The organism is Pseudomonas sp. DE0157 (assembly GCF_007678615.1).
Classification (GTDB): domain Bacteria; phylum Pseudomonadota; class Gammaproteobacteria; order Pseudomonadales; family Pseudomonadaceae; genus Aquipseudomonas; species Aquipseudomonas parafulva_B.
In genome coordinates this window covers 276,811-289,159 of record NZ_VEJN01000002.1, presented here as the reverse complement: position 1 = coordinate 289,159, position 12,349 = coordinate 276,811, and the positions used below count along the sequence as shown (strand labels likewise).

Sequence of the window (12,349 nt, the reverse complement as noted above, 5' to 3'; positions counted from 1 at the left end):
TATTCATGCTCATGTCAAAGCGCTGGCCGGTGCGCCGCTAGGCGTGCACTACCGACAGCTCTACACGGTGTTGCGGGGCCAAGTGCACGTCAGCCACACACACCATGTTGCGTAATTTCTGAGCGATCACTTCGGCGCGGTGCCAGCTCAAGCCGCCAATGCCGATATCGATGGCCAACCAGTCATCCTGTTGAGTGACCTGGACGCTATGCGGTGTGAGCATTTGCAAGGCGAACTGATTGAGCACCCGGCACAAGCTGTCGGGCTCGGCTTCGGCCTGCAAGCGATACAGCACAGTGGTGTGAGCATTGCTGTTGGCCCATACATCGACACGCGGCAGTGAGTTCATGCGTCATCCTCTTTGAGTGAAGGAAGTTTTGCACGCCTGAACCGGTATTTTTTCGCTAAGATTCGACCCAATCAGCCTGTTCTTGCATAACTATGATCGAAGCAGTTCGATCTGGAGAATTTTTCATGCACAGCGCATTGGATGCCTACGACCGTCGTATCCTCGAGTTGCTACAAGAAGACGCTTCGCTGTCCAGCGCTCAGATCGCCGAACGCATTGGCTTGTCACAGTCGCCATGCTGGCGACGGATTCAACGGCTCAAAGAGGAAGGGGTGATTCGCGGGCAAGTCACCTTGCTGGACCGCAAGAAAATCGGGCTGAACACCCAGATATTCGCCGAAGTGAAATTGAATGCCCATGGCCGCTCGAATTTCACCGAGTTCACAGAGGCGATCCGCGGGTTTTCAGAGGTGCTCGAGTGCTACGTGCTGATGGGCTCGGTGGACTTCCTGCTGCGTATCGTCACCCCGGATATCGAGGCGTACGAACGGTTCTTCTTCGAAAAGCTCTCGAACGTGCCCGGTATTCAGGAGGTGAACTCGATCGTGGCCCTTTCGGAGATCAAGTCCACCACCAGCCTGCCGCTGTCGGGCTGAAGGCATCACGCTTTGAGCAGATGCTTCCAGCCACGGCTCTGATCGACGGCACGCGCCTGCTCGATGCGGGCTTCGAGCACCTCATCGCTGATCGGGTGCTCAGCCAGCTCGTGCAGTTTCTTCATGTCGCCGTACAGGCGGTCCATTTGTGGTGCATCCAGCACATGGCGGGCATGGTGCAGCCAGGCCATCACTTGCTCGATGCGCGGCAGTTGCTCTGCCAGGTCTTCGGGGCGCTGGGTGTATAGCGACAACTTCAGAGCGCGGCCTTCCTCGGCAATCAGGTGTGCCAGCCAGCTTGCCAGAAGCGCCTTGCCCTGGCGCTCGCCACGGCCCTTGCGCTCGGCAGCCCAGGCACGCGACAGCAGCCAACGCGAGGTTTCCAGGGAGAACTGGCCCCAGCGAGGATCATCCAGCTCTTCTGCGAACTGCTCGGGCGCAGCGCGGCGGATGTCTTCGTCACCGTTGCCGGCTTGCACCAGTGGACGCCAGTCTTCGAGCAGGGCATCCAGGCGCGCGCGCAGGTCACGGGTGGCAGCGCGGGGGGCGGCCTGGCCCAGGCTGGCAGTGATGGCGCGCAGCTCGATGAGGTTCTGCACCCAGTCCTGCAGCGACCGCCAGTGGCCGCTGTGGCGGTATTGCTCGGCCAGGCGCTGGCTGTTGCCCAGCAGTTGCCACGCCAACGCAGCGTAGGCATCGTCCAAGGCCATGTCCGCTTCGAGGTCGGCGACGCTCAGATCCAGCTCGAAACGCTCGGGCTCCAGCAGGCGGTAGCCGCGCTCAGCCTTGCTGATATCGCAGGGCATCAGCGCAACGCTTGCGGCCAGCTCGGCGGCCAGCTCCAGCAGCGCCGCAGGCTCACCTTCACGCAGCTCCAGTTCCAACTCGCAAATCGCTTCCTTGCGCTTGCCGGCAATCACGAAGCCCTGGTCCAGCGCAGCCTCGATCACCACCTTGGCCTTGCCACGGCCCCAGGCGATTTCGGCGTATTCGCGGGTGAAGTCGGTGGTGAACAACGGCTTGATGGTCTTCTTGTCCAGGTCGGCCAGTTGCACGGGCCAGCAGCTGTCATCCAGCTTCTTGAGGTCCAGCTTCACCTTGTCCAGTTGCCATTCGTGCTCGTTGCGCTCGGACAGGCCAGCCACGCTGGTGCCGCGACACTTGAGGGTCTGAATGACGGTATCGCCGTCACGGCGCAGGCGAAGGGCAACGCGTGCCTCGGCCAGCGCGCGCTCAGGCGTGTCGAAATACTGGTTCAGCAGTTCGCGGGTCTGCCAGCCAGACTTGTTGCGCTTTTTCAGCAGCGGGTGCTCGCGCAGGGCGGCGAGGGTCTCGGGGCTGGCGCGCAGCTTGAGTTCGGTTTCTTTGGGCATTACAGGCTCGAAAGGGGGCGTGGTCGATGCAGAGTCTACAGCAGTAGGCCGTCAACGGTTTATTCCAGACGGCGGATGGTCCTATGATGGGCAATGCTTCCGAGGAGTACACGCATGCCGTTGCCGACGCTGAAAGACCAATTTGCCGCCTTGATCGCCGCGCCTTCGGTCAGTTGCACCCAGCCCTCGCTCGACCAGTCCAATCGTCAGGTCATCGACCTGCTGGCTACCTGGCTGGGTGATCTGGGTTTTTCCTGCGACATTCAGCAGGTGACTCCCGGCAAGTTCAACCTGCTGGCCAGCCGCGGCAGCGGCCCTGGCGGCCTGGTGCTGGCCGGCCACAGCGACACCGTGCCCTACGACGAGCAGCTCTGGAGCAGCGACCCCTTGAAGCTGACCGAAGTCGAGGGTCGCTGGGTGGGGCTCGGCAGTTGCGACATGAAGGGTTTTTTCGCACTGGTGATCGAGGCCGTCATTCCCTTGCTGCAGCACGACTTCAAGCAGCCGCTGCTGATTCTGGCCACCTGCGACGAGGAAAGCTCCATGTCTGGCGCCCGTGCCCTGGCCGATGCTGGCCAGCCGCTGGGCCGCGCGGCGATCATCGGCGAGCCGACCGGGCTGCGGCCGATCCGCATGCACAAAGGCATCCTCATGGATCGGATCGACATCCTCGGGCGCAGTGGTCATTCATCGGACCCAAGCCTTGGCCGCAGCGCCATGGATGCCATGCATGCGGTAATGGGCGAACTGATGGGCCTGCGCCAGCAATGGCAGAAGGTCTACAACAATCCACAATTCACGGTGCCTGCGCCGACCATGAACTTCGGTTGCATTCACGGTGGCGACAACCCCAACCGGATCTGCGGCCAGTGCGCGCTTGAGTTCGACCTGCGCCCATTGCCGGGCATGGACGTGGACCAGCTGCGCGCCGCCATCCGTGAAAAACTGGTTCCGGTGGCCGAGCGCCATGACGTGCGTATCGACTATGCGCCGCTGTTCCCCGAAGTGCCGCCGTTCGAACAGGCGGCCGACAGTGAACTCGTCCAGGTGGCAGAGCGGCTCACCGGCCACCGCGCCGAAGCGGTGGCATTCGGCACCGAAGCACCTTATCTTCAGCAGCTTGGCTGCCAGACCATCGTGCTCGGCCCTGGTGACATCGCCTGCGCACACCAGCCTGGCGAATACCTGGACATGTCACGTATCGAGCCGACCGTGCGTCTATTGCGTGACCTGATCGGGCACTATTGCCTGCATTAAACGTCCACCCCTTTCATTCGTTTCTGCCTAGAGGAGACCGCGCGTGACCGCAAGCCTGTTCCGACGATGATCCTGAACGCCCCTGTAACGCCGTTCTCCGTCCACTTATCCACAGGCCCTGTCATGCACGATTACGTCAACTGGCTACGCCACGCTTCTCCTTACATCAACGCCCACCGCGACTGCACCTTTGTGGTGATGCTTCCCGGCGATGGGGTTGAACACCCCAACTTCGGCAATATCGTCCACGACCTGGTGCTGCTGCACAGCCTTGGGGTGCGTCTGGTCCTGGTACACGGCTCTCGCCCTCAGATCGAGACCCGCCTGGCTGAACGTGGCCTGGCAGCGCACTACCACCACGGCTTGCGTATCACCGATGCCGCTACCCTGGATTGCGTGATCGACGCGGTAGGTGCGCTGCGCCTGGCTATCGAGGCGCGGTTGTCAATGGACATTGCCGCCTCGCCCATGCAGGGCTCGCGCCTGCGGGTGGCCTCCGGCAACCTAGTCACCGCGCGGCCGATCGGCGTGCTCGAAGGCGTGGATTTTCATCACACCGGCGAAGTGCGTCGGGTAGACCGCAAGGGCATCAGCCGCCTGCTCGACGAGCGCTCCATCGTGTTGCTCTCGCCGCTGGGCTATTCGCCAACCGGCGAGATCTTCAACCTTGCCTGCGAAGACGTAGCCACCCGTGCGGCCATCGAACTGGGCGCTGAGAAGTTGGTGCTGTTCGGCGCAGAACCTGGCCTGTTGGATGAACATGGCCGCCTGGTGCGCGAACTGCGCCCCCAACAGGTTGCGCCGCACTTGCAGCGCCTGGGCAGCGACTACCAGGCCGAGCTGCTCGATGCCGCTGCCCAGGCGTGCAAGGGCGGCGTGGCACGCAGCCACATCGTCAGCTATGCCGAGGACGGCGCGCTGCTGACCGAACTGTTCACCCGGGGCGGTGGCGGTACGCTGGTGTCCCAGGAGCAGTTCGAGATCGTACGAGAGGCCACCATCGAAGACGTCGGCGGCCTGCTCGACCTGATCAGCCCGCTGGAAGAACAAGGCATCCTGGTTCGCCGTTCACGTGAAGTGCTGGAGCGGGAAATCGAGCAGTTCAGCGTGGTGGAGCGCGAAGGCATGATCATCGCGTGCGCAGCGTTGTATCCGATTGCAGAGTCCGATGCGGGTGAGCTGGCATGCCTGGCGGTGAATCCGGAGTACCGCCATGGCGGGCGCGGGGATGAGCTGCTGGCGCGTATCGAAAGCCGGGCACGGGAGATGGGGTTGAGCACCCTGTTCGTGCTCACAACACGCACGGCGCATTGGTTCCGCGAACGCGGCTTCTCGCCCAGTGGCGTCGAGCGGCTGCCGGCGGCACGGGCTTCGCTGTACAACTTCCAGCGCAATTCGAAGATCTTCGAAAAGCCGCTGGGCTGAGGCGCTCTGCGCCTGCGTGCCTTAAATGAAAACGCCGCCTTGATGGGCGGCGTTCTGGTTTACACGGTGTGCAGATACCAGTTGTACTCGAGGTCGGAGATCGAATGTTCGAACTCCTCCAGCTCGCTTTCCTTGCACGCGACGAAGATATCGATGTACTTCGGATCGATGTACTTGTTCAGGATTTCGCTGTCATCCAACTCGCGCAGCGCATCACGCAGGTTGTTCGGCAGGCTCTGTTCCAGCTGCTCGTACGAGTTGCCTTCGATAGGCTCCCCAGGCTCGACCTTGTTGGTCAGGCCATGGTGAACGCCTGCCAGCACGGCCGCCATCATCAGGTACGGGTTGGCATCGGCGCCAGCCACGCGGTGCTCAAGGCGCACAGCATCGGGCGAGCCGGTCGGTACGCGCAGCGCCACGGTGCGGTTGTCCAGACCCCAGCTTGGCGCATTGGGCACGTAGAACTGCGCGCCAAAGCGGCGATAGGAGTTGACGTTCGGGCACAGGAACGCCATGGACGCAGGCAGGGTCTCGAGCACACCGCCGACAGCGTGACGTAGCGCGGCGTTCTGCTCGGGATCCTCGCTGGTGAAGATGTTGTTGCCATCTTTGTCCAGCACGGAAATGTGTACATGCAGACCATTGCCTGCCTGCCCTGGGTAGGGCTTGGCCATGAAGGTGGTGTCCATTTCATGGTCGTAGGCGATGTTCTTGATCAGGCGCTTGAGCAGCACGGCGTAGTCGCACGCCTTGAGCGGGTCCGGCACATGGTGCAGGTTGACTTCGAACTGAGCCGGGGCGCTTTCCTTGACGATGGCATCGGCAGGAATACCCTGTTCCTTGGCCCCTTCGAGGATGTCCTGCAGGCAGTCGGCATACTCGTCCAGGTCATCGATCAGGTAGACCTGGGTCGATTGCGGACGCTTGCCGGAAATGGGCGAGCGCGGCGGCTGCGGACGGCCGTTCACGTTCTCCTGGTCGATCAGGTAGAACTCCAGCTCGAACGCGGCGCAGATGGTCAGACCCATGTCGTCGAACTTGCTCACCACCTGGCGCAGCACTTCACGCGGGTCAGCGAAGAAAGGTTCGCCTTCGAGCTCGTGCATGGTCATCAGCAGCTGGGCAGTAGGGCGTTTTTGCCACGGCTCGTTGGAGAGAGTGTCAGGGATCGGATAGCAGATGCGGTCTGCATCGCCGATGTCCAGGCCCAGCCCGGTGCTTTCGACGGTGGAGCCATTGATATCCAGTGCAAACAGGGAGGCCGGCAGGTTGATGCCTTTCTCGTAAACCTTGTGGAGGCTGGTGCGCTCTATGCGCTTGCCGCGCACCACACCATTCATATCTGCAATCAGAAGGTCAACGTAGAGAACCTCAGGATGTTCCTTAAGGAACGCGTTCGCTTCGTTAAGCTGAACGGCACGCGGGGGTACCGACATGATGCAACACCTTTGTTGTTAAAAATATCAATCAAGGGGGGCTTGCAGGACCAGTCAATCGAAAAGCCATACTGATGTCAAGCCAACCCCATGATGCCCTGAAATGGCACATCTACGGCAGATTTGCTGCATATCGGGGCACGGCATTATCCGCTATTTTTCTGGAAAAGCGCTATCGCGAGCACTGCGTCGTTTATTTTTTACGCAGGTGTTGTGTAAAAAAATGAACGGCGCTAAGCTCCGATTCAACCCAAAACAGAATAATACGAGGGTCTCATGGTCCGCCTGCCGCGACCTGGAAGCGCTGCCAATGCAGTGCAGTCAGGCTGTTCAGTCATGTTTGCCAGGCCTGCCAACCGCGTGGGGGCAGTGCTCGCAATAATTGACGTCTGGCATGCCCGGCCCCGCCTTCATGGCACCCCATCTCTACGCTTCGCTTCTTTCTGCCGTTACAAATCGCCTCGGGCACACGTGGTTTCAGTGTATCCACCGTACGCCTGCGCGGGGGTTTTGCTTTAGCCATCCACTGCATCCAGAATCAAGGCGCGGACCACCTTACCTCCTGAGGTATTTATGAGTAACAACCTCGACCAGCTCACCGATTGGTTGAAAGAGCACAAGATCACCGAAGTCGAATGCCTGATCAGCGACTTGACCGGCATCACGCGCGGCAAGATTTCGCCTACCAACAAGTTCATCGCCGAGAAGGGCATGCGCCTGCCCGAGAGCGTGTTGCTGCAGACAGTGACCGGCGACTATGTCGACGACGACATCTATTACGAGCTGCTGGACCCTGCAGACATCGACATGATCTGCCGGCCTGACGAGAATGCCGTGTTCCTGGTGCCATGGGCCATCGAGCCGACCGCACAGGTCATCCACGATACATACGACAAGAAGGGCAACCCCGTAGAGCTGTCGCCGCGCAACGTGCTCAAGAAGGTGCTCAAGCTGTACGCTGACAAGGGTTGGCAGCCCATCGTCGCGCCCGAGATGGAGTTCTACCTGACCAAGCGCAGCGAAGACCCTGACTTCCCGCTGCAACCGCCGGTGGGCCGTTCGGGGCGGCCCGAAACCGGGCGCCAGTCCTTCTCCATCGAAGCTGCGAACGAATTCGACCCGCTGTTCGAGGATGTCTATGACTGGTGCGAATTGCAGCAGTTGGACCTCGACACGCTGATCCACGAAGACGGCACGGCGCAGATGGAAATCAACTTCCGTCACGGCGATGCCCTGCACCTGGCCGACCAGATCCTGGTGTTCAAGCGCACCATGCGCGAAGCGGCGCTCAAGCACAACGTGGCAGCCACCTTCATGGCCAAGCCCATGACCGGCGAGCCTGGCAGCGCGATGCACCTGCACCAGAGCGTGGTCGACGTAACCACCGGCAAGAATATCTTCAGCAATGAAGACGGCAGCATGAGCACGCTGTTTCTGAACCACATTGGCGGCCTGCAGAAATTCATTCCCGAAGCGCTGCCGCTGTTCGCGCCGAACGTGAACTCGTTCCGCCGCTTCCTTCCGGATACCTCGGCACCGGTGAACGTGGAGTGGGGCGAGGAAAATCGTACGGTAGGCCTGCGCGTGCCTGACGCCGGCCCGCAAAGCCGGCGCGTCGAAAACCGCCTGCCGGGTGCGGATGCCAACCCGTACTTGGCCATCGCCGCGAGCCTGCTGTGTGGCTACATCGGCATGGTCGAAGGTATCGAGGCCAGCGCCCCGGTCCAAGGGCGGGGTTACGAGCGCCGCAACCTGCGCCTGCCGCTGACCATCGAGGACGCCCTGGAGCGCATGGAAAACAGCCGCGCCCTGGAGCAGTACCTGGGCAAGAAATTCATCGCCGGCTACGTGGCCACCAAGCGTGCCGAGCACGAGAACTTCAAGCGCGTCATCAGTTCCTGGGAGCGTGAATTCCTGCTGTTCGCAGTTTGATCAACCTCGGCCCCGCAGGCGCGCGGCCGTCCGTCAACGGAGAAGCACATGAGCCTGAACAACCCGCAAACCCGTGAATGGCAAGCCCTCAGTGGCGAGCATCACCTCGCGCCTTTCAGCGACTACAAGCAGCTCAAGGACAAGGGGCCGCGCATTATCACCAAGGCGCAGGGCGTGCATTTGTGGGACAGCGAGGGGCACAAGATTCTCGACGGCATGGCTGGCCTGTGGTGCGTGGCCGTGGGGTATGGGCGTGAGGAGCTGGTTCAGGCGGCAGAGCGGCAGATGCGTGAGCTGCCCTACTACAACCTGTTCTTCCAGACCGCCCATCCTCCGGCGCTGGAGTTGGCCAAGGCGATCACCCAAGTGGCGCCCGAGGGCATGAGCCATGTGTTCTTCACCAGTTCAGGCTCCGAAGGCAACGACACGGTGCTGCGCATGGTTCGCCATTACTGGGCACTCAAGGGCAAACCGAGCAAGCAGACCCTGATCGGCCGGGTCAACGGTTATCACGGCTCCACCGTGGCCGGCGCCAGCCTGGGCGGCATGAGTGGCATGCACGAGCAAGGCGGCCTGCCCATCCCGGGCGTGGTGCACATCCCCCAGCCGTACTGGTATGGCGAGGGCGGTGACATGACACCGGAGGCGTTCGGGGTCTGGGCTGCGGAGCAACTGGAAAAGAAAATTCTCGAAGTCGGCGAGGACAACGTCGCAGCGTTCATCGCCGAGCCCATCCAGGGCGCAGGTGGCGTGATCATCCCGCCAGACACCTACTGGCCGAAGATCAAGGAAATTCTGGCCCGTTACGACATCCTCTTTGTGGCCGACGAAGTCATTTGCGGCTTCGGGCGAACAGGGCAGTGGTTCGGCTCGGATTTCTATGACCTCAAGCCCGATCTGATGACCATCGCCAAAGGCCTTACCTCCGGTTACATCCCCATGGGCGGTGTGATCGTGCGTGACAAGGTGGCCAAGGTGCTCAGCGAAGGTGGGGATTTCAATCACGGCTTCACCTATTCGGGGCATCCTGTGGCTGCCGCAGTGGGCCTGGAAAACCTGCGCATCCTGCGCGACGAACAAATCGTCGAGAAAGCGCGCACCGAAGCGGCACCGTATTTGCAAAAGCGTCTGCGTGAGTTGCAGGACCACCCGCTGGTGGGCGAGGTGCGCGGTGTTGGCCTGCTCGGCGCGATCGAGCTGGTCAAGGACAAGGCGACCCGCAGCCGTTTCGAAGGCAAGGGCGCGGGCATGATCTGCCGTAATTTCTGCTTCGACAATGGTCTGATCATGCGGGCTGTTGGCGACACGATGATCATCGCGCCACCTCTGGTCATCAGCCCGGCCGAGATCGACGAACTGGTGGAAAAGGCACGTAAATGCCTGGACCTGACGCTCGAAGCGATTCGCTGACAGCTAGCGATGTGACATTAAGTCGTTACAAGGGCCAGGTTTCCTTGAAACCGGGCCTTGTAACTTGCCAGACTAGCGGCTGCTTCAGTCGCCCACACGCGTGTACTGCGGGACCCGGCTTCTGAACGGATAGCTAATCGAACACTCTGGAGCATGACGCATGAAGAATATGGGCAAGACGTTGTTGGCCGCCGCGCTGATGGGCGCAGTGGTCGGGGCTGTACAGGCTGAAGACAAGGTACTGAACGTCTACAACTGGTCGGACTACATCGCTCCGGACACCATCGCCAAGTTCGAGAAAGAGTCGGGCATAAAGGTCAAGTACGACGTGTTCGACAGCAACGAAACCCTGGAGGCCAAGTTGCTGGCCGGCAAGTCCGGCTATGACATCGTGGTGCCTTCCAACAACTTCCTGGCCAAGCAGATCAAAGCTGGCGTCTACCAGGAACTCGATCGCACCAAGCTGCCCAACTGGAAGAACCTCGACGAGGACCTGCTCAAGGCCGTGGGCGATGCCAGTGACCCGGGCAACAAATACGCCTTCCCCTACATGTGGGGCTCGATCGGCATCGGCTACAACCCCGAGAAGGTCAAGGCCGCGCTGGGCGTGGACAAGATCGACTCCTGGGACGTGGTCTTCAAGCCAGAGAACATCGCCAAGCTCAAGAGCTGTGGCGTGAGCTTCCTTGATGCCCCAACCGAAATGCTGCCAGCTGCCCTGCATTACCTGGGCCTGCCGACCAACAGCACCAAGAAGGAAGACCTCAAGGCTGCCGAGGACCTGTTCCTCAAGATCCGTCCTTCGATCACCTACTTCCATTCCTCCAAGTACATTGGCGACCTGGCCAACGGCAACATCTGCCTGGCAGTCGGCTACTCGGGTGACCTGGAACAGTCCAAGACCCGCGCCCACGAGGCGGGGGACAAGGTCAAGCTGGACTACGTGATTCCGAAAGAAGGCGCCGGCACCTTCTATGACATGGTTGCCATGCCCAAGGATGCCGAGCACAAGGAAGCGGCCTACAAGTTCATGGACTTCCTGATGCAGCCGCAAGTCATGGCCGAAATCACCAATGCCGTGCGCTTCCCCAACGGCAACAAGGCCGCGACCGCCTTCGTGGACAAGGAAATCACCAGCGACCCAAGCATCTATCCGTCCGCTGAAGTGAAAAAGCAGCTGTACGCCATTGCCGCCCCTGAGGCAGCAGTGCAACGGGTGATTACCCGCAGCTGGACCAAGATCAAATCGGGCAAATAAGCCTGATGTAGCATTTTCGGGCCGGGTATTCCCGGTCCGAAACCAGTGAAAGGCAATTGAACATTGCGGCATCGAAGCTGCGAAGGTAAGTTGCGCGCCGGTTTTGCGTGTGCGGCAGCATTGTCGCTACCCAGACACTGATTGTGAGGACCACCCACTTGTCCAATTCTGTATTACGCAAGGCCATGATGGCTGCAGCGAGCCTGACGCTGGCATGCAGCGTCCAAGCGGCGCCTACGGTGCATTTCTACAACTGGTCCGACTATATCGGCCCTGATACCCTCGCGGGCTTCGAGAAAGCCACGGGCATCAAGCCGGTGCAGGATGTCTTCGATTCCAACGAGACCCTGGAAGGTAAGCTGCTGGCCGGCAGGACCGGCTATGACGTGGTCGTGCCTTCCAACCATTTCCTGGGCAAGCAGATCAAGGCGGGCGCTTTCCAGAAGCTCGACAAGACACTGCTACCCAATTACGCGAACCTTGATCCTGCGCTGATGAAGCGTCTGGAGAAGAACGATCCGGGCAACCTGTATGCCGTGCCTTACCTGTGGGGCACCAATGGTATCGGGTATAACGTCGACAAGGTCAAGGAGGCGCTTGGCGTCGATACCATCGATTCCTGGGCGGTGCTGTTCGAACCCGAGAACATGAAGAAGTTGTCCAAGTGCGGTGTGGCCTTCCTCGACTCGGCGGACGAAATGCTACCGGCCGTCCTCAACTACATGGGCCTGGATCCCAACAGCACCAACCCCAAGGATTACGCCAAGGCCGAGCAGAAGCTGCTGGCGGTGCGTCCCTACGTGACCTACTTCCATTCGTCCAAGTACATCACCGACCTTGCCAACGGCAACATCTGTGTCGCGGCGGGTTTCTCGGGTGATGTGTTCCAGGCCAAGGCCCGCGCCGAAGAGGCGAAGAAGGGCGTGAACCTGGCTTATGCCATTCCTAAAGAAGGCGGCAACCTCTGGTTCGACGTGCTGGCGATCCCCAAGGACGCCAGGAACGTGGAGCAGGCGCATGCCTTGATCAACTATTTGCTGAAACCTGAGGTTATCGCCCAGGTCAGTGATTACGTCGGTTATGCCAACCCTAACTCGAAGGCTGGCGACCTGATGGACCAGGCCGTGAGGACTGACGCTGCGGTCTATCCACCGCAGGATGTGCTGGACAAGATGTTCGTGAACTCAGAGCTGCCGCCCAAGGTGCAGCGCCTGATGACCCGCAGCTGGACCAAGGTCAAGTCGGGCAAGTAATCCACCTCACCCCGCGACCTGCCTGGCAGGCCGCGCGGGCACAAAAATCTTGTTGGGAGT

Annotated in this window: 10 protein-coding genes; 7 read left to right on the top strand and 3 right to left on the bottom strand. The window is 60.7% G+C overall.

Going from position 1 to position 12,349, the window contains the following annotated elements:
* Positions 1 to 37: 37 nt before the first annotated feature.
* Entirely contained in the window at positions 38 to 349 is a 312-nt protein-coding gene (locus FS777_RS04045) for a hypothetical protein (RefSeq protein ID WP_058638180.1), read from the bottom strand.
* Positions 350 to 474: 125 nt separating this feature from the next.
* On the opposite strand from FS777_RS04045, the gene FS777_RS04040 reads away from it, so the two are divergent.
* Positions 475 to 945, top strand: coding sequence for an Lrp/AsnC family transcriptional regulator (locus FS777_RS04040; RefSeq protein ID WP_027913434.1), 471 nt, complete (start codon positions 475 to 477; stop codon positions 943 to 945).
* 5 nt (positions 946 to 950) lie between these two features.
* Here FS777_RS04040 and FS777_RS04035 read toward each other — a convergent pair whose 3' ends face one another.
* Entirely contained in the window at positions 951 to 2,318 is a 1,368-nt protein-coding gene (locus tag FS777_RS04035; RefSeq protein WP_058638179.1) for a CYTH domain-containing protein, read from the bottom strand.
* 114 nt (positions 2,319 to 2,432) lie between these two features.
* Here FS777_RS04035 and argE point away from each other — a divergent pair, with 114 nt between their 5' ends.
* Together argE and argA are read left to right on the top strand one after the other, a co-directional pair.
* Positions 2,433 to 3,575, top strand: a complete 1,143-nt coding sequence (gene argE / locus FS777_RS04030; protein ID WP_058638178.1) for an acetylornithine deacetylase — start codon at positions 2,433 to 2,435, stop codon at positions 3,573 to 3,575.
* Between the two features lie 123 nt (positions 3,576 to 3,698).
* Positions 3,699 to 5,000, top strand: a complete 1,302-nt coding sequence (gene argA, locus FS777_RS04025) for an amino-acid N-acetyltransferase (RefSeq protein ID WP_058602839.1) — start codon at positions 3,699 to 3,701, stop codon at positions 4,998 to 5,000.
* Positions 5,001 to 5,059: 59 nt separating this feature from the next.
* On the opposite strand, the gene FS777_RS04020 is transcribed toward argA, so the two are convergent.
* Positions 5,060 to 6,436: a glutamine synthetase family protein gene (locus FS777_RS04020; RefSeq protein WP_023532636.1), complete on the bottom strand. Its 1,377-nt coding sequence runs from the start codon at positions 6,434 to 6,436 to the stop codon at positions 5,060 to 5,062.
* A 573-nt stretch (positions 6,437 to 7,009) separates the two neighbouring features.
* On the opposite strand from FS777_RS04020, the gene FS777_RS04010 reads away from it, so the two are divergent.
* The 4 genes from FS777_RS04010 to FS777_RS03995 all read left to right on the top strand — a co-directional run bounded on the left by FS777_RS04010 (position 7,010) and on the right by FS777_RS03995 (position 12,289).
* Positions 7,010 to 8,368 carry a glutamine synthetase family protein gene (locus FS777_RS04010; RefSeq protein WP_058602841.1) on the top strand — a complete coding sequence of 453 codons (1,359 nt, stop codon included), beginning with the start codon at positions 7,010 to 7,012 and terminating at the stop codon, positions 8,366 to 8,368.
* A 48-nt stretch (positions 8,369 to 8,416) separates the two neighbouring features.
* Positions 8,417 to 9,778 (top strand): aspartate aminotransferase family protein, encoded by a 1,362-nt coding sequence (locus FS777_RS04005; protein ID WP_058602842.1) that lies wholly within the window; start codon positions 8,417 to 8,419, stop codon positions 9,776 to 9,778.
* 160 nt (positions 9,779 to 9,938) lie between these two features.
* Positions 9,939 to 11,036, top strand: a complete 1,098-nt coding sequence (locus tag FS777_RS04000) for a polyamine ABC transporter substrate-binding protein (protein WP_058638177.1) — start codon at positions 9,939 to 9,941, stop codon at positions 11,034 to 11,036.
* A gap of 158 nt (positions 11,037 to 11,194) precedes the next feature.
* Complete coding sequence (locus FS777_RS03995) at positions 11,195 to 12,289, top strand: polyamine ABC transporter substrate-binding protein (protein WP_078479327.1); 1,095 nt, start codon at positions 11,195 to 11,197, stop codon at positions 12,287 to 12,289.
* Positions 12,290 to 12,349: the final 60 nt, after the last annotated feature.